Source organism: Sphingobium sp. CECT 9361, assembly GCF_918741285.1.
Classification (GTDB): Bacteria; Pseudomonadota; Alphaproteobacteria; order Sphingomonadales; family Sphingomonadaceae; genus Sphingobium.
Genome location: NZ_CAKKNC010000003.1, coordinates 259,641 through 283,476, shown reverse-complemented (window position 1 = coordinate 283,476; position 23,836 = coordinate 259,641). Strand labels below are relative to the sequence as shown.

Annotated in this window: 17 protein-coding genes, 2 tRNA genes and 1 rRNA gene; 4 read left to right on the top strand and 16 right to left on the bottom strand. The window is 58.8% G+C overall.

The features are described 5' to 3' along the window. Positions 1-3: 3 nt before the first annotated feature. From LQ220_RS08000 to LQ220_RS07985, 4 genes are all read right to left on the bottom strand, one after another. Positions 4-79: transfer RNA gene (locus LQ220_RS08000), tRNA-Ala, on the bottom strand. A 17-nt stretch (positions 80-96) separates the two neighbouring features. Further along, a tRNA-Ile gene (locus LQ220_RS07995) sits at positions 97-173 on the bottom strand. Between the two features lie 181 nt (positions 174-354). Next, positions 355-1,843 (bottom strand): 16S ribosomal RNA (locus LQ220_RS07990). A 396-nt stretch (positions 1,844-2,239) separates the two neighbouring features. Continuing rightward, the gene (locus tag LQ220_RS07985) at positions 2,240-3,052 is read right to left on the bottom strand and encodes a ferredoxin--NADP reductase (protein ID WP_230187775.1); all 813 of its coding nucleotides are present in this window, start codon (positions 3,050-3,052) and stop codon (positions 2,240-2,242) included. Between the two features lie 371 nt (positions 3,053-3,423). Here LQ220_RS07985 and LQ220_RS07980 point away from each other — a divergent pair, with 371 nt between their 5' ends. Next, positions 3,424-3,609: a hypothetical protein gene (locus tag LQ220_RS07980; protein WP_230187774.1), complete on the top strand. Its 186-nt coding sequence runs from the start codon at positions 3,424-3,426 to the stop codon at positions 3,607-3,609. A 455-nt stretch (positions 3,610-4,064) separates the two neighbouring features. On the opposite strand, the gene LQ220_RS07975 is transcribed toward LQ220_RS07980, so the two are convergent. The 11 genes from LQ220_RS07975 to LQ220_RS07925 form a co-directional block, all read right to left on the bottom strand. Further along, positions 4,065-5,141: a PLP-dependent cysteine synthase family protein gene (locus LQ220_RS07975; protein WP_230187773.1), complete on the bottom strand. Its 1,077-nt coding sequence runs from the start codon at positions 5,139-5,141 to the stop codon at positions 4,065-4,067. Continuing rightward, positions 5,131-5,652 (bottom strand): GNAT family N-acetyltransferase, encoded by a 522-nt coding sequence (locus LQ220_RS07970; RefSeq protein ID WP_230187772.1) that lies wholly within the window; start codon positions 5,650-5,652, stop codon positions 5,131-5,133. Before LQ220_RS07970 ends, LQ220_RS07975 begins: the two co-directional genes overlap by 11 nt. Beyond that, the gene (locus tag LQ220_RS07965) at positions 5,649-7,700 is read right to left on the bottom strand and encodes a M3 family metallopeptidase (RefSeq protein WP_230187796.1); all 2,052 of its coding nucleotides are present in this window, start codon (positions 7,698-7,700) and stop codon (positions 5,649-5,651) included. Before LQ220_RS07965 ends, LQ220_RS07970 begins: the two co-directional genes overlap by 4 nt. 35 nt (positions 7,701-7,735) lie before the next feature. Then, positions 7,736-8,629, bottom strand: coding sequence for a hypothetical protein (locus LQ220_RS07960; RefSeq protein ID WP_230187771.1), 894 nt, complete (start codon positions 8,627-8,629; stop codon positions 7,736-7,738). Further along, positions 8,626-8,949 carry a thioredoxin gene (trxA, locus tag LQ220_RS07955; protein WP_230187770.1) on the bottom strand — a complete coding sequence of 108 codons (324 nt, stop codon included), beginning with the start codon at positions 8,947-8,949 and terminating at the stop codon, positions 8,626-8,628. The genes LQ220_RS07960 and trxA overlap by 4 nt, the downstream gene beginning before the upstream one ends. Positions 8,950-8,988: 39 nt before the next feature. Next, positions 8,989-10,449: a metallopeptidase TldD-related protein gene (locus LQ220_RS07950; protein ID WP_230187769.1), complete on the bottom strand. Its 1,461-nt coding sequence runs from the start codon at positions 10,447-10,449 to the stop codon at positions 8,989-8,991. Next, positions 10,446-11,795, bottom strand: a complete 1,350-nt coding sequence (locus tag LQ220_RS07945; RefSeq protein ID WP_230187768.1) for a metallopeptidase TldD-related protein — start codon at positions 11,793-11,795, stop codon at positions 10,446-10,448. The genes LQ220_RS07950 and LQ220_RS07945 overlap by 4 nt, the downstream gene beginning before the upstream one ends. Further along, entirely contained in the window at positions 11,792-13,588 is a 1,797-nt protein-coding gene (locus LQ220_RS07940; RefSeq protein ID WP_230187767.1) for an ABC transporter ATP-binding protein/permease, read from the bottom strand. Before LQ220_RS07940 ends, LQ220_RS07945 begins: the two co-directional genes overlap by 4 nt. Before the next feature lie 15 nt (positions 13,589-13,603). Next, positions 13,604-15,937 (bottom strand): TonB-dependent receptor, encoded by a 2,334-nt coding sequence (locus LQ220_RS07935; RefSeq protein WP_230187766.1) that lies wholly within the window; start codon positions 15,935-15,937, stop codon positions 13,604-13,606. Between the two features lie 278 nt (positions 15,938-16,215). Further along, a complete protein-coding gene (locus tag LQ220_RS07930; RefSeq protein WP_230187765.1) occupies positions 16,216-17,199 on the bottom strand; it encodes a LysR family transcriptional regulator in 984 nt (327 codons plus the stop codon). A gap of 184 nt (positions 17,200-17,383) precedes the next feature. Next, positions 17,384-18,124, bottom strand: a complete 741-nt coding sequence (locus tag LQ220_RS07925) for an IclR family transcriptional regulator (RefSeq protein WP_230187764.1) — start codon at positions 18,122-18,124, stop codon at positions 17,384-17,386. 534 nt (positions 18,125-18,658) lie between these two features. On the opposite strand from LQ220_RS07925, the gene LQ220_RS07920 reads away from it, so the two are divergent. Continuing rightward, entirely contained in the window at positions 18,659-20,971 is a 2,313-nt protein-coding gene (locus LQ220_RS07920; protein ID WP_230187763.1) for a TonB-dependent receptor, read from the top strand. A 731-nt stretch (positions 20,972-21,702) separates the two neighbouring features. Here the strand turns inward: LQ220_RS07920 and LQ220_RS07915 are convergent. Beyond that, positions 21,703-22,050, bottom strand: coding sequence for a DUF6152 family protein (locus LQ220_RS07915; protein ID WP_230187762.1), 348 nt, complete (start codon positions 22,048-22,050; stop codon positions 21,703-21,705). 317 nt (positions 22,051-22,367) lie between these two features. On the opposite strand from LQ220_RS07915, the gene LQ220_RS07910 reads away from it, so the two are divergent. Together LQ220_RS07910 and LQ220_RS07905 are read left to right on the top strand one after the other, a co-directional pair. After that, the gene (locus tag LQ220_RS07910; protein ID WP_230187761.1) at positions 22,368-23,162 is read left to right on the top strand and encodes an SDR family oxidoreductase; all 795 of its coding nucleotides are present in this window, start codon (positions 22,368-22,370) and stop codon (positions 23,160-23,162) included. A 79-nt stretch (positions 23,163-23,241) separates the two neighbouring features. After that, a complete protein-coding gene (locus LQ220_RS07905) occupies positions 23,242-23,694 on the top strand; it encodes a VOC family protein (RefSeq protein WP_230187760.1) in 453 nt (150 codons plus the stop codon). The last annotated feature ends 142 nt before the right edge of the window (positions 23,695-23,836 follow it).

Here is a 23,836-nt window from a genome sequence, read left to right as displayed (position 1 = left end):
AAATGGTGGAGCCTATCGGGATCGAACCGATGACCTGATGCTTGCAAAGCAACCGCTCTCCCAGCTGAGCTAAGGCCCCCTTGAGCCCCACGAGAATGGTGGGCTTGGGTGGACTCGAACCACCGGCCTCACCCTTATCAGGGGTGTGCTCTAACCAACTGAGCTACAAGCCCACTCTCGCTGCCCAAGCGGCCATAATGGCCGCCAGGCGGCGTAAGCCAGCTCAAGACTCTCAACAGCACAATGCTGTTGGTCTCTAGGGATGAAGGGACATGAGGACGACGGCATATGTTCTTTGGAATGGAGGAAGCTCTTCCGACTACTAGAGCCGGCGCTTTCCGCCGATATCCTTAGAAAGGAGGTGATCCAGCCGCAGGTTCCCCTACGGCTACCTTGTTACGACTTCACCCCAGTCGCTAAACCCACCGTGGTCGCCTGCCTCTCTTGCGAGTTAGCGCAACGCCTTCGGGTGAATCCAACTCCCATGGTGTGACGGGCGGTGTGTACAAGGCCTGGGAACGTATTCACCGCGGCATGCTGATCCGCGATTACTAGCGATTCCGCCTTCATGCTCTCGAGTTGCAGAGAACAATCCGAACTGAGACGACTTTTGGAGATTAGCTTCCCCTCGCGGAGTTGCTGCCCACTGTAGTCGCCATTGTAGCACGTGTGTAGCCCAGCGTGTAAGGGCCATGAGGACTTGACGTCATCCCCACCTTCCTCCGGCTTATCACCGGCGGTTCCTTTAGAGTTCCCAACTAAATGATGGTAACTAAAGGCGAGGGTTGCGCTCGTTGCGGGACTTAACCCAACATCTCACGACACGAGCTGACGACAGCCATGCAGCACCTGTCACTCATCCAGCCGAACTGAAGTAATCCATCTCTGGAAAACGCGATGAGGATGTCAAACGCTGGTAAGGTTCTGCGCGTTGCTTCGAATTAAACCACATGCTCCACCGCTTGTGCAGGCCCCCGTCAATTCCTTTGAGTTTTAATCTTGCGACCGTACTCCCCAGGCGGATAACTTAATGCGTTAGCTGCGCCACCGAAGCTCCATGAGCCCCAGCAGCTAGTTATCATCGTTTACGGCGTGGACTACCAGGGTATCTAATCCTGTTTGCTCCCCACGCTTTCGCACCTCAGCGTCAATACCAGTCCAGTGAGCCGCCTTCGCCACTGGTGTTCTTCCGAATATCTACGAATTTCACCTCTACACTCGGAATTCCACTCACCTCTCCTGGATTCAAGCTATCTAGTTTCAAAGGCAGTTCCGGGGTTGAGCCCCGGGCTTTCACCTCTGACTTGAATAGCCGCCTACGTGCGCTTTACGCCCAGTAATTCCGAACAACGCTAGCTCCCCCCGTATTACCGCGGCTGCTGGCACGGAGTTAGCCGGAGCTTATTCTCCCGGTACAGTCATTATCTTCCCGGGTAAAAGAGCTTTACAACCCTAAGGCCTTCATCACTCACGCGGCATTGCTGGATCAGGCTTTCGCCCATTGTCCAATATTCCCCACTGCTGCCTCCCGTAGGAGTCTGGGCCGTGTCTCAGTCCCAGTGTGGCTGATCATCCTCTCAGACCAGCTAAGGATCGTCGCCTTGGTGAGCCTTTACCTCACCAACTAGCTAATCCTACGCGGGCTCATCCCTGGGCGATAAATCTTTGGACTTACGTCATCATCCGGTATTAGCAGTCGTTTCCAACTGTTATTCCGAACCCAAGGGCAGATTCCCACGCGTTACGCACCCGTGCGCCACTAGACCCGAAGGTCTCGTTCGACTTGCATGTGTTAGGCATGCCGCCAGCGTTCGTTCTGAGCCAGGATCAAACTCTCAAGTTTGATGCTCAACCTCCAGCGCGGCGGAATAAGCCACGTCAAAGGCTGCCATTTCATGGAGCCATTCCTGCACAAATTACATTCACTGTGGATATGTAAATTGAGACATATAGGAACGGCCTAATTTTAACTGATCTCGCACGCCATAAAACCGTACGAAACCAGAGCCGTCGCCCACATGTCCCTTCATCAAACTAACAATGTCAAAGAACCAAATTCCACCCGGATTTCCGTGACTTCTTCTAAGTAGCCAACCCTGTTTCCAGGTGCCGTAGAAGAGCGCCGCGTTGTCCGGAGGGCGCCGTCTATGCCCGTGATCGATTCGTGTCAACGACTAAAATCCAACTTTTTTCGTTCAGCCAATATTTGCTGGAAAACAGTCGGTGACACGATTTGATATTAGTCCACGAACGCCCGTTCAATCACATAGTGACCCGGCTTTGCATTCGACCCTTCGGCAAAACCATCCCGGTCGAAGCGCGCTGCAAGGTCGCGGATCATTGCCATGCTGCCGCACATCATGATCCGGTCTGTCTCAGGATCGAACCGATGCTGGCCCCCTACCCCTTCGAACAACAGGCCGCTTTCGATATGCGCGTCTATCCGCCCGGTCGTACGGAAAGGCTCCCGCGTCACGGTCGGCAAATAGCTTAGCTGCACCAGCGCCTGATCCTGCACCAACACGTCGTTGGCCAGAAGCGACTCTAGTTCCTCCCGAAATGCCAGATCCCTGACCTGCCGAACGCAATGCACCACCACGATCTGCCCGAACCGCTCGTAGATATCCGGATCGCGAATAATGCTGAGAAACGGCGCAAGGCCGGTACCAGTGGACAGCAGGAACAGTCGGCTACCCGGCAACAATGCGTCGGCCACAAGCGTACCTGTCGGCTTGCGACCGAGAAAGAGCTCGTCCCCCTCCCGAATTTCGGCAAGTCGTGACGTCAAAGGCCCGTCCGGTACCTTGATCGACAGGAATTCGAGTTCTTCCGCATAAGCGGGACTCGCGATCGAATACGCCCGAAGCAAAGGCTTGCCCTCCCCCGGCAACCCCAGCATGACGAACTCGCCCGACCGGAACCGGAAGCTAGGCGGGCGAGTGATCGAGAAGCTGAAAAGGTGGTCATTCCAATGACGTACGCTAGTGACTGTTTCGACCGTGAGGTTGGATGAAGGAGCGATAAGGGAAGGCATGGTGGAGCGGTTACTCATGTTCGCATAACGAGAAAGAAGGAGGCAAAAAATGCATGTTCGGCTCAGCCCCTACAAGAAAAGGGGGGGGAAGTGGAAGCCACTGAAGCAAATTAGGCGCCCGCTGCCTCCAATTTCATCGTTCGGAGACGCTCAAATACTCAGGATCGCGCGCCCTCCTCCGGATTTGCGCCAGGTGGCATCCAAAGCACAACCAAAGTGGGAACAGAGCCAAAAATGGCTTCTCGCTCAATCGCAAGTCACACTTGTGGATAGCGAATGCGGGCTCGGCTATAATCTCGTGCGAACTCCCATCACTGACAGCTGGACCTGCGTGCTGGCCATTCCCCCTGGGCTGCGGTAGGCGATCGTTTTGATGTTTTAGGAAATTTATGAACGGCTATGTGCTTCTGGAAACCCCCGATGGCGAACCTATTGCTGTAAATGCAGATCGCGTGAATTTTGTTCGCCGCTTCAAAGGCGGAAATGATGCGAGCGCCGTGAATTTTGAAAAGGGCAATTATGTTGTCGTGTCGGGAGATATTCAGCACATAGTAGACCTTCTGGCCAAGGGCTGAGTGTCTTTCAGGTCTACAGGTGGTAGCGCTTCCTATTCACGGTATATCACGCTCACCCCAGATCAGCCGGCGGTCACGCGGCCAAAGCCAAAAAACGCTTTGCGGTGTGTCGGCAGGTGACTGCTTTTTTGCTACAATCCGTGCAAGTCATTCTATGGGATTGGTGGGGGCAAGGTTGACTTAGGGAGGAGGCGATGGCGCGCTTATCGAAGCCGCCCTCCTACCAGATTGCTTTCTGCCCCGCTTCACCCCAACGGTTGCAAGTACATCCGCCTTCCCGGCGCGCAGTGTTGCAGTCTCGTGAGTCGGAATAGCGACTGACATCACCATCGCGTTGGAGGGCTTTTGCCGCAGCGGTGATCGGGGCCTTCAAGACTTCCGAAGGGACGTTCCTTGGACCTGCCCCTTACACGTTCTCAGGTTATCCGTTTCCCACGAAAAAGGACTCATTTCCCTCAACCAGAGACGAAACGATTCATTGCGCTTTCGTGCTCCTGCCAGTCAACGCCGCGTGCTGAGAGCCAGTCATCGTCATAATAGGTGCACCCGTACCGGTCACCGCCATCGCATAATATCGTGACGATCGAACCATGCTCGCCCTGGGCAGACATTTCTTCGATCAACTGCGCACAGGCGATGAGGTTCGTGCCGGTCGATCCCCCTACTTTCCTGCCAAGGCGCCGGGACAAGGCGCGCATCGCACCGATGCTGTGCGCGTCCTCGACTGCGATCATGCGATCGATCACCGACGGGATGAAGCTGGGTTCGACACGTGGCCGTCCGATACCCTCGATACGGCTGGCGCATCCTTCCGGCAGCGCGACGGCGGTGCGATCGGCGAAATGGCGGTGGAAGATCGAGTGGACCGGATCGGCGACGCACAGCCGGGTGGCATGGCGCTGATAGGCGATATAGCGGCCGATGGTCGCGGACGTTCCGCCAGTGCCCGCACCACAGACCACCCAGGTCGGCACGGGGTTTTCCTCCGCCGACATCTGCGCGAAGATGCTCTCCGCAATATTATTGTTGCCGCGCCAGTCGGTCGCGCGCTCGGCATAGGTGAACTGGTCGAGATAATGCCCGCCCGTCTCGCGGGCGAGACGATGCGCGACATCGTACACCGTTCGCGGATCATCCACGGCATGAATTTCGCCGCCGTGGAAACGGATCGCATCGAGCTTCGGCGCGGCGGTGGTTGCCGGCACGACCGCGATGAAACGTAGGCCCAACATCCGGGCGAAATAGGCTTCGCTGACGGCAGTCGATCCCGAGGATGCCTCGATTACGCAGGTATCGGGTCCGATCCACGCGTTGCACAGCGCATATAGGAAGAGCGAACGCGCCAGCCGATGCTTCAGGCTGCCGGTCGGATGGCTGCTCTCGTCCTTCAGATACAGCTTGATCTGCGGATAACGTGGCAGATCAAGCCGGATGAGATGGGTATCCGCCGAGCGGTTATAGTCCGCCTCGATCCGGCGAATGGCTTCCGCGCGCCAAGAGCGCGCCACCGCATTGCTGCGATCAGCAGTCATCGAAGGTCAACTCCATCAGATATTCATCCACATACTCGCCGCCGATCTTCAAGGCTCGACGTTCAAGTCCGTACTCGCGGAAACCACATTCCCGGTAGAGCCGGACGGCGGAGGTGGACGGGGTCGCGACGGCCAGCTGCAATGCCTCCATCGAGGGTCGGGCTTCACGGATAACGTGTTGGACCAAGGCGCGACCGATGCCTTTCGTCCGCCAGTCGGGCGCGACGAACAGGCCAAACAACACGCCCTTGTGAAGAAGTTTCACGCCAGCCCGCGCGAACAGTCCCACCGTTCCGACCAAGTCCCCGGTGCCGTTCCAAGCCCCGAAGATCGCATTCCGTCCGATCGCATCGACAAATTCGCTGACGTCCTTCGCCTGCTCCTCCTCAAAGAGACCTCCGAACGACGATGGCGACAGGCGCAGCGCATCCAGCCGAAGCTGGCGATAGATCAGGGCATCCGCCGCCTCCAATCTTCGGTACACGATGGCTTCGCGCGGAGTGTCTATCATAACGGGGTGCCGATTGCATCGTCCGTCAGTCCGTGCCGGATCAGCATCGCCTGCGGGTCCGCGTCACGCCCGCGAAACGCCCGGAAGCTCTCTGCCGCCGGGCGGCTGGCGCCGCGCGACAATACTTCGTCCCGGAACTTCGCCGCCGTCGGCCGGTCGACCAGCCCCGCCTCTACGAAGCGCTGGAAGCCGTCTGCGGCCAGCACCTCCGCCCAGAGATAGCTATAATAGCCCGAGGCATAGCCGCCCGCGAAAATATGGGTGAAAGCGTGCGGGAAGCGATGCCATGCGGGCGGATGCACCACGGCCACCTCGTCGCGCACCGCCTCGATCACCTCCATTGGATCGTGGCCCATCGCCCCGAGGTGCAGCAGCAGATCGAACAGCGCGAGTTCCACCTGTCGCACGATGAACATGCCTGACAGAAACTCATGGGCAGCCAACAACTTGTCGAAAAGGGCGTCCGGCAATGGCGCGCCGGTCTCGTAATGGCCGGACATGCCGCGCAGCACATCCCGATCCCAGGCAAAGTCCTCCATCAACTGGCTGGGCAGTTCGATGGCATCCCACTCGAAGCCATTGGTGCCCGCGATGCCGGGGCGATCGACCCGCGTGAACAGGTGATGCAGGCAATGGCCTGTCTCGTGCAGGAATGTCACCACTTCCCTGTGACTCAACAGCGAAGGATTGCCATCGGTCTTGGGCGCGAAGTTGCAGACCAGATAGGCGACGGGCACGCGCCGTACATTGCCGTCGTTCAGACGTGGGCGTGCCTGGGCCATCCATGCGCCGCTCCGCTTGCCGGGGCGGGAGTGGAGATCGACATAGACACCTGCGAAAATCTCGCCGGTCTCGTCCGTCACATCATAATAGCGAGCATCGGGATGATAGACGGCCACGTCTGTACGCGCCACCAAATGAATACCGAACAGGCGGTCGAGCAATTGCTGCCACCCTGTAATGACGCGCTCGACCGGGAAATATTTGCGTACTTCCTGCTCATCGACGGCATAGCGCGCCTTGCGCAGCCGCTCGGAAACGAAGGTCATATCCCACGGCTGCAGATCGTCGATTCCGAGATGTTCGGCGGCATAGGCCTTCAGAGAGGCGAATTCCTGTTCGGCCGCCGGCTTCGCACGGCCACCCAAATCACGCAGGAACGTCAGCACGTCCTGCCCACCCGGCGCCATCTTGGTGGCCAGCGACCACGCCACCGGATCGCTGAAGCCAAGCAATTCGGCGGCCTCGCGCCGCAAGGCCAGGATGGAGGCGATCCGCCCGCTATTGTCAAACTGGCCTGCGTGCGGCCCCTGATCGGACGCTCGGGTTCCGGACGCTGTGTACACGCGCTCCCGCAGTGCCCGATCCTCGGCGAAGGTCAGAATTGCGTTCACGCTCGGCATTTGCAGCGTTACGACCCAACCGTTCAGGCCACGCGCGCTGGCGGCCTCGGCGAACATCGCCTTGTCGGACTCGGAAATGCCGGCAAGCAGAGCGGCATCCTCGACATGTTCGAACCAGGCATCGGTCGCATCGAGAACGGCATTGCCGAATGCGGTGGTCAGGCTGGACAACTCCACCGTGATCGCCGCAAAGCGCGCGCGCGCCTCGGCGGCCAGCGCCACGCCTGACAGCCTGAAGTCCCGAAGCATATGCTCCACGGCCACCCGATCGGCATCTGGAAGCGTGGCAAAGTCCTGCGTCGTGGTCAGCGCAACCAGCACTTCGTACAGTGCCTCATTCTGCATCATCCGCAGATGATTCTCGACCAGTCGTGCTTGCCCGGCCACGAAGGCGGCGCGCAGTTCGGGTGTGTCGGCCACGCCGTGGAGATGTGACACCGCCGACCAGACGCCTGAGATTGCGGTATCCGCTCGCTCCAACGGCATCCATGCCTCGGCGAAGCTAAGGGGCCTGGTCTCCACCAGTGTCCGCACGACTGCCTGATGATCGGCAATCACCTGATCGAGCGCAGACTCGATCTGATCGGGCCGAATTTCGGCGAAGCGCGGCAATTCCAATGTCTTCAGCAACGGGTTCATCGTCATCCAGTCCATATTGGGCGCTGCATCCGCACAGCGCGTCAGGCCACATTCTCGCGGGTTGAGGCGGCCAGCGGCGCCTGCTCGGAAAGATCGATGACCTTCCACCCGACAGTCCGGTAAAAGTCGCCGAGTTTCCCGAACTGTTCAAGCCGTTCCCGAAATCCACGTGCCAGTTCAGGATCGTCGGCATCGAGTAAGGCCAGCACCCGGTCCAGACCTTCCAGCTCGGCCATGCGCCCATCGACCTCGGCCTGCTCCCGGATCTTGAAGACGCGGCTTTCATCTGCGTCCGTCCAGCCCATGACATCCATCATCTGCTGAATCTCCAGACGACCGCAAGCGCCCAGCGTATCGTGCAGGACAGTGCGCATCGTCGCGGGCCATGCTGCCGCTTCCACGATCAGGCCCGCCAATCGCGCCATTGCATCATCGGTGATGGTGTCGCTGGTTGCGACAGCGGCCAGACGCGCTGATTTCCATTCCTTGCGGTCGGGCGTCTCACCGGCGATCGCGCGCTGGTGCAAGGCGAGGACGGAGCATCGGCAGATCTCCAGTTCAACGTGCCGCGCCGTGAGCGTGGCGACATCCGGCCGCTCGAGAAGATAGTCAAGCACCTGCGGCACGACCCGGGAAAGGTCCGCCCCGACCGGCGTGCGCTCCAGCAAGGCGCCAACAAAATCCTGGGCAGCCGGCACGGCCCTGAAGGCGTTGACGATCATTTCCAATGCCGTCGTGAATGCGATGGGGTAACCATATTGATCGGCAAAAGCCTGCTTGTCGTCGGCTTCGACGAGCGCACCGATGACATTGGCTTTGCCGTCCTCCCATGCAGGAAAGATAACGAATGTCCCGGCAGCAACGTGGCTGCGTAGGCGGGTGAGTGCCTGCGCCTTGATCGCAGGATCACCCAGAAAAGCGATGTCGGTCATCATGCGGCTCCGACATTGGCTTCGACGAAGGCGTCGAGCCGGCTGCGCGAGAGTGTGCCGAAGGTCCGCGCCTGTTCTGCACCGTCCTTGACGACCATCAGCAGCGGAATGCCGCGCACGCCGAACCGCGTCGCGAGCGCCGGATTGGCTTCGATATCGACCTTCACGATCTCCATCTCTTCGGCATATTCCTCCGCCAGTTCATCCAGTGTCGGTGCCAATGCCTTGCATGGCCCGCACCAGGGCGCCCAGAAGTCGACCAGCACCGGCTTGTCGTTGTTCATGACGATGTCGTCAAAATCCTGTTCTGTCGCATTACGCATAATCGTTATCCTTTAGGGGGGGAAGGAGGTTCGGGAAAATCAACCGGCCTGTCCACCGACCATCATCCGGTCGATACGCAGGGTTGGCTGGCCGACGCTGACGCTAAGCGTCTGTCCCTGCTTACCGCAGGTTGCCATGCCGGTGTCGAAGGCCAGGTCGTTACCGACCATCGAGATATGGCGCAGCGCTTCATGGCCGACACCAATCAGTGTCGCACCACGCACGGGTGCTATGAGCTTGCCCTTTTCGACGAGCCAGGCTTCGATCGTGGTGAAGTTGAAGCGCCCGGTGACGATATCGACCTGCCCACCGTCGAATTCGGTCGCGTAGATGCCGCGATCGATCGAAGCGATGATGTCGGCCGGGTCGGCCTGACCGTTTGCCAGAAAGGTGTTGGTCATGCGCGGCATCGGCAGATGGGCATAGGATTGGCGACGACCGTTGCCGGTCGACCGCGCATTCATCAACCCGGCGTTGAGGCGATCCTGCATCAGGCCGGTCAGCACGCCGTCTTCGACCAGAATGGTGCGATCCGGCGCTGCGCCTTCATCATCGATCCCCAGCGAGCCCAGCCGCCCTGCGATCCCGCCATCGTCGATCACCGTGACGCCGGGCGCGGCGATCCGCTCCCCCACCTTGCCGTCGAAGGCGGAGAGATGCTTGCGATGATGGTCGCCTTCCAGCCCATGCCCGACTGCTTCGTGGAACAGCACGCCGGGATAGCCCGGCCCCAGCACCACCGGCATTTCGCCGACGGGTGCGGGGATCGCGTCGAGATTCTGGAGCGCCATGCGCACGGCGGCAGCGACCATCGTTTCGACCGATGCTGCGTCGAAACCGCTCAGTCCCGCCCGTCGCCCCAACCCTGCCTGACCGCGTGCACGCCTCCCGTCCGCTTCGGCAACGACCATGACCGCCAATATGGTCATAGGCCGAACATCGCCGGCCAGCAGTCCATCAGCATTGGCGACCAGGACAGTGGTGTCCTGCGCGCGGACGTTCGCGTCGATGCGCACGATCCGCGGATCATGAGCGTGCGCGATCTGATCGATCCGCTCCAGCAGGGCGATCCAGGCCGTCGCATCTTCCACCGCGACTGCGTCGATAACGGGGTAGAGGTTGTGGCGATCTGCATGACGGTTGAGCGCAATGCCTTGCGGATGCGCCGCCCGGTCGCCATCCCGCGCCAGAGCGCGAACCGCACGGACCGTATCCTGCAGCGCGCCTTCGCGCATGTCGGCAGAATGGGCAAAGCTCACATGGCCGCCATGCGCAGCCCGTGCGCCGACGCCCTGTCGCATGGAAAAGCCGCCATTGGTGACGCGGCCACCTTCCAGCCGCCAGGTGCGCAGGCTTGTCGTCTCGAAGAACAGATCGGCCAGATCCGCGCCGCCGCCAGCCAGATGGCCCAAGGCCCGGCTGATCGCTGCCTCATCCAGTCCGGCCGGGTCGAGCAATCGCGCGCGCGCGCGCTCCAACGCAAGGTCGCCACCGTTCATGCCGTGCCTCCCACTTGCATATCGTCGATCAGGATGGACCCGGTACGGATCGCCCCATGACGCTCGACATCACGGCCCACCGCGCGGATGCCGGTCAGCATCGCGGGCATATTGCTGGCCAGCGTCACGTCGGTGACGGCGTGGACGACGCGGCCATCCTCGACCCATAAGCCCTTGATCGCCTGCGTCCAGTTGCCACTGGCCGGGTCGGTTTTGCCGCCCTGAAATTCGGTCACGACGAGGCCGGTGCCAAGCAGCGCCAGCATATCCTGCCAGTCCCCGCTCGGCGCTGAGCTGGTCAGGCGGAGATTGTAGAAGCCATCGGCATTGCCGGTCGACGCCATGCCCAGCTTGCGCGCCGAGAAGGTCGAGAGAAACAGGCCTTCGACGACACCCTGGCGCAGGATCGCGCGCGACGATCCGGCAATTCCCTCGCTGTCGAATCCGCCGCTGGCCAATCCCAACGGTTCGAAGGGGTCTTCGCTGAGGTCGAGATGCGGTGCCGCGATGCTGCGGCCGATCGGATCGGGGAGGAAGCTCATTTTGCGATACTGGGCATGTCCAGTCAGTGCGCCGGCGAGTTCGCCGACCAATGTCGATGCCGTGTGCGGATCGAACAGCACGGCACATCGCCGGCTCCCGATGGTGCGCCCACCCAGCGCCTGACGCGCCCGGTTGGCGGCGCTTTGGACAAGAAGGGCGGGGCACAGCAGCGCATCGACCCGACGCTCCTTCGACTGGCAGAAGGCCGATGTGCTGCCGCTCTCGTCCTGCGCCAGCATCACCGCCCAGCGTGTATCGTTGGAGCGCTGAACGCTGCGGCAGAAGCCATCGCTGGTTGCCAGCGCCCAAAGGCCTTCGATTGCAACCGCGACGGATTCGCCTGCCCGCAGCCGACTGTCCGAGGCCACACTCTCGCGCGCAACCCGATCCATCGCCTGCGCCGCATCCAGCAGTACATCGGGATTCCGTGGGCTATCGGCATACAGCTCGGGCGCAGGGCCGGAAAATGCGAGCCAGTCCGCCGGCGGCAGGTCGGCGTCCGCGTCGGGCTGGACATGGCCTGCGATCAGCATCGCCTCTTCGACCACCCGCTCGATCGCCGCGCGGTCGAACCCGGCGGTCGACGCGGATCCCTGTCGGCCCTCGTGGAAAATCGTGATGCCCAGTCCCTGACTACCGCTACGCTCGGCTGTCTCGACTTCGCCATTGCGCACCGCGAGCTTGGCGACACCTTCATGATGGACCGACGCGCGCGCCTTGGCGCCGCGCCGGACGGCAAGGTCCACCGCCAGCGCGGCGGCATCGCGCAGGTCCGCCTCATTCTGCGTCAGCAGTTCGCTCATGCTTTCGTCTCGATCATTGCTGTGGTGGCCTGCCGATCCTGCAGAAGCAGGCGATGGGTGTGATAAGCGGCCAGCATTTCGTTATGGACGACGCTCACGATCGTGGTGTCAGGCATTGCCCCGCGCACGGCTTCATAGAAATGTGCGGCATTGTCGGCGTCGAGCGCGCTGGTCGCTTCGTCCAGCACGAGCAGCGTCGGGCGCTGCAGCAGGATACGCGCGAGCGCAACGCGCTGCTGCTCACCGGGCGACAGCTCGTCCTGCCACATGCGGACCTGATGAATGTCGTCGACATGCGCGCTGAGCCGGACCTTTCCGAGCAGCGCCGCGATCGCTTCATCGTCATGATCTTCGGCACGATCAGGGAAGCAGATTGCATTTTTCAGGGAGCCAAGCGGCAGGTAGAGGCGCTGTGGCACCAGCATGGCGACGCCGTGCCCCGTCATCGCGACCGATCCTGCTCCGTCGGGCCAAAGTCCGGCGATCGCGCGGAGCAAAGTGGTCTTGCCTGCCCCGGATGGGCCCTCGATCACCCATCGCTCGCCGTCGCGCACCGCCCACTCGCCAAGCGCGAGCAACGGCTCGCCATTTGGCCGACGCAGCTCCAGATTTTTGACATGGATCGAGATGCCTTCGCCCGCTTCACCAGGGTGAAAGGCAATCCCGCGCGGTCGTTCACTATCGATCGAATCGTCGAGTGCCTTGAGACGATTGATGTTGGCGATCTGCGCCGCAAGGCCGGGATAGACCTGGACGAAATAGGATAGGGACGAGCTGAACTGTGTAAACGCATCGCGTGACGCCAAGACCTGACCAAAACTGATCTGACCGGCAAAGAACTTTGGCACCGTCAGGAACAAGGGGATAACGGTCATGACCCGATCGTAGACGCTGCTTCCCGCGCTCAAGCCGATATTTGCCCACATCAGCCGATACCAATTCTGCCGGATACTGGCGAAGGACACCTTCAGTCCGTCGCGCTCCATCTCCTGCGTACGCGAAAAAGCGATCTGCTCACCATTTCTGCGAACATGAATAAGATTGCTTCGAAAGTCAGCCTCATAGTGCTGCTCACGCATCCGGCGGCGGATATAGGGCTTGCCGATCCAGGTGATGAGTACCGATCCCAAAAGAACATACAAGATCGAAAACCAGATGAGATCGCCGCCCGGAAGCGAAATCTGATAGCCTGCGATCGGTATTACCAACGGCCCTGATGTCTGGAGAAGAATGTAGCCAAAGCTGACCGCGCTGACCAAACTGCCGATCAGGCCGATCGCTATCCCAACCAGTGAATTACCCTGCGTGACCAGCGTGAAGGCCTTGATGTCTTCTGCAATCCGCTGATCGGGATTGTCGATCATGCGGAGGCGTTCGATTTCGTAAAACCGGTCGCGGGCAAACCACCGGTCCATATACCAGTTGGTCAACCAGTTTCGCCACCGGATAGACAGCGTCCAGCTCACCAGATTGTTGGCAATCATGACGGCAACCTGAAGCGCGGCAATCATCAGGAAGGAGAAGATAAGCGTCACGAACAGGCTGGATTGCCGTTGTTCGATCGAGTCGAAGAACTCACGCTGCCACCGGTTCGATAAGATGAAGGTATAGATCGCACCAAAGGAAATGGCGGCATACAGTGTCAGAAGAAACCATGCCCATTTCCAATCCTCAGACACGAAATAGCGTGTGCTCAGCCGCCAAGCGTGCGCGATGCGTTCGCGGGCGGGTTGGGTCGGCTGGAGACCCGCCTCGCGGCGGGTCTCCTCGACATTGGCGGGTGATGGCATCATGTCCTGGGCAACCTATCAGAACAGACGTTTAGTGATAGTCAGCCGCACGTTGCGCGGCTCGTCGACCGGGACATAGCTGAAGGAGGTCGTGGTGTTGTAGTTGCGCCGGTCAAAGATGTTACGGATGCCCAGATTGAGGTCGAAACCGGCAATCGAGAGGAAGCCGTTCACGTCGATCTGCCGCGCCGCCGGAACCACATAAAGATCCACAACTTCAGCGTAAGAACTGGACCGCCCATAAAGACCCGCGGACATGCCGCCCGTCACGCCATCGGCAATCTTGGTGCGGTAGTGCGAATAGATGCTGTAGGTATCCCGTGGCTGGCGCGCTACGGTGTATTGCGTTGGCGTCGTGGTCAGGAGCGCATATTTGGTCCGGGTGTAGGAACCGGTCACCGTCCATCCGGGCAGCAACTGGCCTGCGATGTTAAGATCGATGCCGCGTCCACGCTGACCCGGCCCCGACGAAAACCCTCCCAGGTTGGGGTTGAAAACAATGGTATTGTCTTGCTGGATATTGAAATAGGAGGCGTTGATCGTCGCCCGTTTGCCAAACAGGTCGAGCTTGACGCCCGCTTCCTTGTTGGTGGTGATGATGTTGGGCAGGAAGTTCCCATCGCGATCGAGATTGAACACCGCCTGTTCGCCGCGCGAATAATTGGCGAAGACCGACAGATCGTTGGTGACATCGACTATGATGCCGCCGCTGGGCGCGACACCGTCCTTCTTTTGCACCGGTTGCGGCGTAGCACCGGGGAAAAAGAACTGCGCGTTCGTCTCGAACCAGTTCTTGCGTACCCCGCCCAGCAGCTTGATCTTCCAGAATTCGATCAGGGCCTGTCCGTAGACCCCCTGCTGCTTGCCCTCGACACGAGATTGTACATTGCCCAAGGGCGAGAAAGGGACGACGGGAAGGCTGGTATTGGCCCCCAGCGGCGGGTTTCTGATGACGGTGTAAAGCGTTTCACTACGCTGGTTGGTAGAGCCCTTGCTGTAATTATAGCCGACATTGAACGTCGCCTTCACCACATCGCCCAGGCCCGTTTTGACGCGGACGAAGCTGTCTAGCGCGTCCGACTTGCCCTTCTGCTGCGATCCGCCGACGCCTAGCGTGAGAATGCCGGCCCGGTTGTAGCCGACCTGATAGACCTGCAGCGTCAGCTCGCTTTCGTCGTGCAAACCCCGCACGACAAGATCGACGCCGGACGCGATCTTGCGTGTCACATCGAAATAGAAGCGGTCGGTGTTGACGTGGATCGCCTGATCCGGCGAGTAGATCGGAACTGATGGATCGCGGTCGATGAGCTGGAAGGTCTTGTTGTCGAACAGCGTGTAGGCGCCGATGCCTGTATGCGCTTTCGAAAGACTGGCGCCGATTACGATATCGGTCAGCCGATCCTTGAACCGAAGCGATGGCGCAAGGAGATAATCCTCATTCCCCGTGTAGCCACCATAATTATGCTTCATCGTCTGCGCACTGGCGATGACGCGACCCGACAGCTTCTTGTCAGCGGTGATCGCGTTGTTGGCATCGATCACGCCACGCACCAGTCCGAAGGAGCCAGTATCGAATGAAACGGCCAACCGCTGTTCGGCACTGGGCTTTTTCGTTACGACATTGATGTTACCACCAAGATTGCCGAAGCCGGACAGCAACGCATCGGGGCCTTTAAGCACCTCGACCCGCTCGATATTCGCGACCGGCTGGTTGGCACCGGATTGCACGCCATATTGCGACCCGCCCGCCAGGCCGTTTACCAGACCGGCCGCGCTGAAGCCGCGCACCGTATAGCTGGCCCCGGTGTTGGGGTTGTTCGACTGCACCGAGACACCACCGGCATTGCGCAGGATATCCGCGATGTCGAGCGCCTGCTGGTCCTCGATCATTTTGGAGGAAATCACCTGTGTGTTGCGCGGCTGATCCCGCAGGCCGGTACCATTGCGGTCGGATGTCGACGCCTGCCGGACAAGCACGTTCGTCTCGGCCTCGTCGCGTCGCGCGGTGACGATGATATCGTTGATGATGTCGAATTTGCCGTCCGAGGATCGGTCGATCGCGAGGTTCGTGCCCTTGATCGCTTCTTGAAGCGCTTCCTGCGCGGACCCCGCCCGACGAACCGCGTGGGACATCAGCGTTTTGACCGCGTCGGGATCGAAGGTGACAGTAACGCCGGACTGCGCGCCGATTTCTTGAAGCGCCTTGGCCATGGGCATGGCGGGCACGGTTATATCGGCGGTGCGTGCAGCCTGTGCTAACACGGGCGATGGCGCAATTGCGGTCAGGATACCGATCGTGCCAAGGCTGGCGGCGCCCAACAGGCAACGTGCGTTTACAGTCATACCAAGCATAAAAATCCCCTCCTCCTGGCCACGCGCCATCCCACGTGCAGCAACGGCCGCACGTTCGATCGAACGAAACCCTGTGACTAAACGGATGCGCCTTGCGGCGCGAAAATACGGTTGCGCTCCCAAAGAGCGCTACAACCGCGACCGTCCTCCTGCTGACAGGCATTCAGGTCTTAACGCCTGTGCGTCAGCCGAATTTTCCTGTCCGGACCGAGGTTATGCGTCACCATCATGACACGCAAATTCTAACTGTTCATGCCGGGCATGAGGGATATCGATGGCTATGGGACCCACTTTGGGAGCAAGCGACCAGCCTGCTCCTGGATACGTTTGACGAACCAGGCCAGCATGGGATCGCGCCGCCGATGGTTTGCCCATTGCGCGACGAATATCGTTTCCTTCGTCGGGAAAGGCGCAGGGATAACGTTCAGCGGCATGATCGAAGCATAATATTGGAACAGCCATGCGCTGCCCGTGGCCACCAGGTCACTGCCGATCAGGATGGCCGGCAGTGTCGCCTGCGAGGTTGTCCGTACCCAGATTTTCCGGGCTTTCAGCATATGCTCACCTCGATCGTCACCGGCCAGAAGAGCCCTCACCCCGCCCTGCGGTGCGATGTGCCGCGCGGCGCGATACTGCGCCTCGCTTATCTCCCGACTGGAGCCGAACTCGGGATGGCCACTCCAGACCATGCACGAGGCATGATCGTTCAAGATCGGCAGCGTCTCCAGCCGATCGACTGCCGCACCTTCGGAGAGCAACAGCAGATCGGCGCCTTGATCGAGTGCGCCTTGTGGGGCGTCCACGTCGAGGGGAATCATTCGGACCGACAAGGTGGGAGCGTCGGCGGACAGTCCGCGCAGAACAGGGCCCAGCAGCATCTGCTCGATGGCCTCCGGCGTCGCGATAGTGATCGTCTGTGTGGCGGTGAGGGGATCAAAATCGAGCGCGTAATTGAAGGTGCCCTCCACCTCCTGCATGACGCGCCGCACTTCGGTGCGCAACGCCATGCCCAGCGGGGTCAGATGCTGATCCCCGCCGGAATGTGTGACGAGGTCGTCGCTAAAATGGTCCCGCAGGCGCCGCAGGGCATGGCTCATCGCGGACTGGCTGAGCCGAACCCGACGCCCGGCTTCGGTCAGCGTCGGGGCGTGCAGGATCGCGTGGAGTGGATAGAGCAGATTCAGGTTGAGTCGATGCATCGGCCGTTCCACGGCAAGCGAGTGCATATCGCTCTTCGTCTCCTTCGATCCCTCGGAGCTCATTGAGGCACGCCTTTCTATATTCGGCCTGCCGGACCCGCTAGCGATCTGCCTAAGCGGATGCTGGACGACACCGTGGGCAACCAAGGGAATATGGACATGTGCCGGTTTTGCACCGGTCGCCTATCCTACTATGCCACCTTGGATTCAAACGCGAGTGGGCGGATCTCCCCTAACAAAGCGGACGTCACAGGTTGGCTGCGATAGACTGTGCCGTTTCGATCACCCGTTCAATCACGGATTCACGGTTGAGCAGCGCAAAGCGGCTGTCATCTCCTAGAACGCACAAGCTTGCGACCGCTTCACGTTCACCACGTGGCAGTATCGGCGCAGCTATTCCGGTCAAGCCTTCGGTCAGTTGGCCCGTAGTGATGCAGTAGCCATCCTTGCGTATTTTCTTAGCAGCCCGCGAAAAGTCTTGCCAGGTCCAGCCATGACACGGATTGTCCGGATCGCAGACGATCTTTTCTTTAAATAGCTTCTGCAGCCTCCGGCCGTTCTGATAGGAAACAAGCACTTTCGATTGCGCGCCCCAAAAGAGCGGCATTGGCTGGCCACGACCGAAATGAAACGCAAAAGTCTCGCTGGGCTCAACGATATGCGTGTTGATGATGCGATCATCGTAAAACATACTGGAGAACACAGCCAACCTTGTTTCTTCTGCAAGCTTGAGCATGAGGTCGCGCCCGGCGATCAGAATGGGATCATATTGCCGCATCATCCAGTCCAGCTCGATAATGCGTGGGCCTAGGCTGTAGCTGCCGCTTTCAACCCTCGTCAGCAGACCGGCGTCGCACAAATCCTTCACGTGCCTGTAAACCGTAGCCTTGGACATACCCGTCCGCTCGATGATGCTTTCCGTGCTCATCTGCAATGAATCGGGGCCAAAGAAATCCAGAAGCGCGAGAGTTTTGCTCAACGTACTCATACTGCTTCCAAACCCTTTCCTGATTCCGCTGTGCGCACACGATTGCGCAACCTTTACACCCATGCATCCGCTCTACAAGCGGTCGTTATCGTCGGCCAAGCATGTTGATTGCGGAAGAAAGCACTCACTCAGCACGCTTAATGGACATGGACCTGCCTAGTCGTTTCCTGACGTAAAGCGCGTTCCAAGAGTGAGATCACGACGCAGGTTTATCTGACACAGGTCGAATAAAATCATTATATAGTCATATAATGAGAATATATGATATTTTTTGGTTGTGCGGTTGCCTTCATTTGTGCATGTTCTGCCCTGTTCCGGGTTAAAGGGTGAACGCAGCGATCAGACCATCTGGAGATGTGCGACCCGTTGCCCGGAAGGGAAAACACAAGCTGCGGCGATCAAGGCTGAAAACGGGATTGGGCGAATGTCCTCCCGTCGCTCCGCCGAGCCTGATGAAGGGGACAGGATATGATTTTGCAAACTCGGTATTTCAAACTGCTGATGCTTGGATGTGCATCCACAGGGGCGATGAGCATGCATGCTCATGCTCAGACGAACAGCCATCAGTCATCGAGCGCGGATTCGCAGGGATCCATTAGTGAGATCGTGGTTACAGCGACCCGCAGGGAACAGACGCTCAGCAAAGTACCGCTTAGTGTTGTGGCGACAGATCAGGCGGCTCTGGACAAACAGGGGATACGAACCACCGACGATCTGATGCGTTTCACGCCCAGCATCACCTTCGGGCAAAGTTCGGGTTTTTACGGCACGGGCCAATCCAATATTTCGATCCGCGGTGTACAGTCGACATCGGGCATTCCGACGGTTGGCGTGTACGTCGACGATACGCCGATTCAGACTCGCACGGGTGTGAGCCCCAGCCTGACCAACGCTTATCCGATATTGTTTGATCTCGATCGTGTGGAGGTTCTTCGCGGTCCGCAAGGCACTCTGTTCGGGACCGCGTCACTCGGCGGCGCAGTACGCTTCATCACGCCCGATCCCGTCCTGAACGGCGCGAAGATCTACGGGCGCACAGAGGTTGCGACGACCTATCGGGGTGGCCTCAGCTATGAGGCTGGCGTGGCCGGAGGAGCCGCGCTCGTCGATGATACGCTAGGCTTTCGCGCCAGTGTCTATCATCGCCATGACGGCGGTTACATTGACCGCATCGGTCGTGTCAGCCGCGAGGTCGTGGAGAAAGACATCAACAGTTCGAACAGTTTTTCGGCCCGCTTCGCCCTGGGATGGAAGCCGACGGAAAACATCACGCTGACGCCATCGCTATTTTATCAGGAATTGAAGATAGACGACAGCTCTCTGGTCGATATCAATGCGTCCAACGCAGGGCGCAATGATTTCCGGAACGGGTTGTTCTCGCGCCCGGAATCACGCACCGACCGTTTCTGGTTACCGGCGTTCAAGGCAGTGGTCGAATTTGACGGATTCTCGGTTATTTCGAACACGTCGTACATCACCCGCAAGGCCCGCACGGCGAGCGACGACGATACTCTGAATCTGGCGATCTTTGCGGATTATTATGATCCCGCCCCCCCTCCGGGATTTGAAGAGAATTTTGCTTTCACCAACAACCGGACCAGCCAAAAGGGCTTTACGCAGGAAATTCGCCTGCAGAACACCGACGATGGCCCATTCAACTGGGTCGTAGGTGGGTTCTTCTCGCGATCGGTCGTGACGGACAATTTTGGCGGAGCGAACACCAGATTGCTGGATACGATCAATTATGCAGTTGTGCAGGGCGGAGGACCACCCTTCGGTTCCGTCACGGACATTTTCGGCGTCGAGCCATATAGAGGCCTTTTTGTCGTTTATCAGGACTCGCGCTATCTCGACATCCAGAAATCGGTTTTTGCGCAGGCTGACTATGAAATCGTGCCGCGTCTGACGGTGACCGCCGGGCTGCGCTATACAGATTCCACCTTTAATCTGGACAATTTCGTCGCTGGCCCACTTTATGCAAGCGACGGCATCGATGTCTCGCTGAAGACCAAGAACAAGCCGCTGACACCGAAATTCGGCCTGTCGTTTCAGGCAGACCGTAATAATCTGTTTTATGCCAACGCCTCAAAAGGTGTCCGCGGTGGCGGCGTAGCCGAAGCGGCTGGCATTCGTTGCATAAACGACGGTATCGCCATTGGCTTCGATCCGATGGTTTTGCGAAGGATCAAACCTGACTCGCTCTGGACTTATGAAGTCGGCAGCAAGAACACCTTGGCGGGTGGTCGATTGAGCATCGACGCATCGGCTTATCACACCGACTGGAACAATCTCCAGAGCACGCTGACATTACCGGAATGCCAGGTGCATACCGTGTTCAACTTCGGCAGCGCAAAGATCGACGGCTTTGATCTGGCGGTCTCCGCGCGTCCGGTTGACGGTTTGACGCTCACGGCCTCAGCGTCTTACATCAACGCTCGATATACGTCACAGTTGAAGAATGCTGGTGGCGAGGTCATCCGCCGCAAGGGAGAACCGCTCGACGTTGCGCCCTGGTCGATGCATCTGAGCGGACAATACGAATTCCCCGTTGCTGGCAACGAGGGCTATCTGCGAGGTGACTTCACCTACTCTTCTCACGATGATACGCCGCTGGATGTGACGTCGCCGCTTGTCGACCCCGGTATTCCACGCACTCCGTCCTCGTCGCAGCTCGATCTGCGGGCCGGTGTGCGGTTCGACCAGATCGACGTCAGCCTGTTTGCCACCAATGTGCTGAACGCCCACCCGTTTCTGGGCCAGATTCACAGCACCCTGGCGGACCCGAACCTGCGGTCGGTGACCTTCCGTCCACGCACGATTGGCCTAACCGCCACCTTCCGCAGGTAAGCAAGGGTGTTCCCTGCCATCCCCTGATTCAGATACAATCGTCGGCCCGGAAAGCCAGCGCATGACGTCTGACCGGCGCGCCATCCTCAATCGGATGCGCGCGCCGGTTGGCTGGGCGGTGCCGTTGTTTCAGACGGCCTGCAACAAGCGACCGTTGCAGGAACTACGATCGTCAGTTCAGATGATGAATGCCGGTACAGCCGGGCGCCGGGGAACGCCAAGTTCGGCAAACCCGGTTGTATTGGCTTCGGACGCTGGGTGCCATAGCAGAAACCGCATGGATGCCGGACGTCGCTCCTGGGTCCAATCGTTATGGTTCCCGAATAGCTCCGAAGTAGATTGCGCCGGATAGCAAGTCCATCTGGCTCATGGGATCGGACATCAGGGTATCCGCGAATTCGGACTAGGCAATACAAAAATGCAGCGCGCTGTGGCTAAAGCGATAACCCGTGTCGATCTGACACGCTAGGTTAGCCTCATTCAGTCTGGTGTGCAGACTTCATCGCTCTGACTGATCTCTCGAGCCCTCTGATCGTTCGACCACCGCCCGAGAACTAGACCCGAAGTGGATACGCCCTGAGCGGCGAGGAGCGCGAACGGCATGTCCTAAATTTAATAGTTGCCGCCGTTTGCAGCTTGGCTTGCCCATATGCGAGAATTGCGCCGGGCAAGCCAAATTACGGGGCGCAAACACGCGTCACGGTACAGGCAAAAGACACGACCTGACCCTGTTACCACGCATTCAAAGTCGTTCCATTGGGCAATGTGATGGTCTTCAACATGCCGCCAGGCTTACCGTCACGCAACGGGTAGTAGACCAAGTTGACCTTATCGCCGGCCTTGAGCGTATTGAATTTCCATCCCGCCTTGCTCATCAGATTGACGCTATTGCATTCCATCACATATTTGGTGCCGTTGAATTCGACGACCACAAAGGAATGCGGATTGGTCCAGTGAAACCGTGCGACGGTAGCCCCCTTGATTGGCAGAAGTTTCGTCTGGTCGAACATGGCAAAAGAATGGTGTGCTATCGCCGGAGATGCCAGCGCAGTCAGGCCGGATATGATGGCAATAAGCACTCTTTTTCAGTCGTCATAGTCTCACTCCGATAAGTACTGTTTTATCCTTGCCGCATTGGACGTGCGAGGCAGCCCAACCCTGTCATTTCAGCGCCTAGCCCCCTGCCGCTCTACTTTGTGCAGGCCGACCCAGTAGGCCGCAACATTGCGGACCTTATATAAAAATATCAAAATTCTCGTATAATGATCTTTACGTAGCATTTTTCGTCATGTAAAGAAATTTTTGTGGCCAAGGTCGCAATATAGATTGCATTCCGATGACAAGATGATCGCTCAAACGAGGCGTCTAGATCAAATGGATACGAAGTGAGGATGGGATGAATCTTGAATTAAAAGGCCGCGTCGCGATCGTAACCGGTGGAAGTAGCGGCATCGGAAAGGAAGTTGCCCGAGTCTTGTCGCAAGAGGGTTGCACGGTTGCCATATGCGCTCGCCGCATGGCCAATTTGGAGGAAGTTGCACGCGAAATTAGCAGCGAGACCGGTGGAGACGTCCTGCCGCTCTTTTGCGACACCGGAGATATGGCCGCCGTGTCTGCCATGGTGGATGCCACTATATCCCTATTTGGCCGCGTCGACATTCTGGTGAATTCCGCTGCCGCGCCCTCGGGTGTCGTGCGCAATGACATAGAGCATGCTGGAGATCAGGAATTACTCGCCGATCTCGATACCAAGGTGGTCGGCTATTTCCGTTGCGCCAAAGCAGTGGCGCCCCACATGCGACGGGCAGGCTTCGGGCGCATTATCAACATAGGCGGTCTGACCGGGCGAGCCAGCAAGGTCATTTCAGGCATGCGCAATCTGGCCGTCGCCCATCTTACCAAGACCCTGTCTGACCAGCTTGGTCCAGATGGGATCACGGTCAATCTCATTCACCCCGGTGTCGTCGAAACGCCCCATATCCATGAGCTATACGAACGCGAGGCCGTGAAGCAGGGCAAGACCGCGGCGGCTGTGGAACAGGGCTATATCGATGTAACTCCCATACGCCGCATTCTTCAGGCGGAGGAAATGGGATGGCTTATTGCCTTTCTGTCGTCACCCAAATCAGGAGCGATCACGGGCGAATCGATTGGCATTGACGGTGGTTTGAGCCGGGGAATCTTCCTGTGAAAGATATTCTGCACGAACCGGGAAGTCTTTGCACAATGCCACCGATTCCCTCACGTCATCTCCTAGGATTTAAGCAATCATGAAGCCCAAGGTTCTGTGCACGCATTTGTCGTTGTTCGTTTCCAACCTTGAAGCGTCCGCGCGTTGGTATGCCGATGTTCTGGGTATGCGAGAAAGCGCGCGTAGCGAAAGCTGGATCATGATGTCGTTCGATGACCGGCTTCACGACATCGGCCTGATCCAGGCGACCGAAGGCGCTCACCAGGGCGGCCTTGGACTGCAGCATTACGGACTGGAGGTCGAAGGGGATATCGATACGCTGAAGGCCTTGCACGACATGCTCGTCGACAAGGGTGTCGAAGTGGTTCGGATAACCGATCACGAAATCGGGAATGGCGTGTATTTCAATGATCCCGACGGCAATCGGCTTGAGTTCTTCCTGCAGACGGAGCTTGATCCAATGTTGGCCCAAGAACGCTTCACGGCTACCAACGCGCCTAGCCGCGACATTGAATTCAAGCAATTGTCATAATGTACCGTTGATTGATGCGGGGGGAATTAAGGTTAAATCGTTTGATCGGGCGATGCAGCTTTATAGGCAATGCGTGAGTCGACGCCACAAGTGACCGGCGATTTACCCTGCCCCCTTCTCCTACCGAACGAGGCATCGGCAC

What these genes read in the sequence shown, in the direction of transcription:
- LQ220_RS07985 (WP_230187775.1), bottom strand. Translation starts at nt 3,052, where the DNA reads ATGAGTAACCGCTCCACCATGCCTTCCCTTATCGCTCCTTCATCCAAC.
- LQ220_RS07980 (WP_230187774.1), top strand. Translation starts at nt 3,424, where the DNA reads ATGAACGGCTATGTGCTTCTGGAAACCCCCGATGGCGAACCTATTGCT.
- LQ220_RS07975 (WP_230187773.1), bottom strand. Translation starts at nt 5,141, where the DNA reads ATGACTGCTGATCGCAGCAATGCGGTGGCGCGCTCTTGGCGCGCGGAA.
- LQ220_RS07970 (WP_230187772.1), bottom strand. Translation starts at nt 5,652, where the DNA reads ATGATAGACACTCCGCGCGAAGCCATCGTGTACCGAAGATTGGAGGCG.
- LQ220_RS07965 (WP_230187796.1), bottom strand. Translation starts at nt 7,700, where the DNA reads ATGACGATGAACCCGTTGCTGAAGACATTGGAATTGCCGCGCTTCGCC.
- LQ220_RS07960 (WP_230187771.1), bottom strand. Translation starts at nt 8,629, where the DNA reads ATGATGACCGACATCGCTTTTCTGGGTGATCCTGCGATCAAGGCGCAG.
- trxA (WP_230187770.1), bottom strand. Translation starts at nt 8,949, where the DNA reads ATGCGTAATGCGACAGAACAGGATTTTGACGACATCGTCATGAACAAC.
- LQ220_RS07950 (WP_230187769.1), bottom strand. Translation starts at nt 10,449, where the DNA reads ATGAACGGTGGCGACCTTGCGTTGGAGCGCGCGCGCGCGCGATTGCTC.
- LQ220_RS07945 (WP_230187768.1), bottom strand. Translation starts at nt 11,795, where the DNA reads ATGAGCGAACTGCTGACGCAGAATGAGGCGGACCTGCGCGATGCCGCC.
- LQ220_RS07940 (WP_230187767.1), bottom strand. Translation starts at nt 13,588, where the DNA reads ATGATGCCATCACCCGCCAATGTCGAGGAGACCCGCCGCGAGGCGGGT.
- LQ220_RS07935 (WP_230187766.1), bottom strand. Translation starts at nt 15,937, where the DNA reads ATGCTTGGTATGACTGTAAACGCACGTTGCCTGTTGGGCGCCGCCAGC.
- LQ220_RS07930 (WP_230187765.1), bottom strand. Translation starts at nt 17,199, where the DNA reads ATGAGCTCCGAGGGATCGAAGGAGACGAAGAGCGATATGCACTCGCTT.
- LQ220_RS07925 (WP_230187764.1), bottom strand. Translation starts at nt 18,124, where the DNA reads ATGAGTACGTTGAGCAAAACTCTCGCGCTTCTGGATTTCTTTGGCCCC.
- LQ220_RS07920 (WP_230187763.1), top strand. Translation starts at nt 18,659, where the DNA reads ATGCATGCTCATGCTCAGACGAACAGCCATCAGTCATCGAGCGCGGAT.
- LQ220_RS07910 (WP_230187761.1), top strand. Translation starts at nt 22,368, where the DNA reads ATGAATCTTGAATTAAAAGGCCGCGTCGCGATCGTAACCGGTGGAAGT.
- LQ220_RS07905 (WP_230187760.1), top strand. Translation starts at nt 23,242, where the DNA reads ATGAAGCCCAAGGTTCTGTGCACGCATTTGTCGTTGTTCGTTTCCAAC.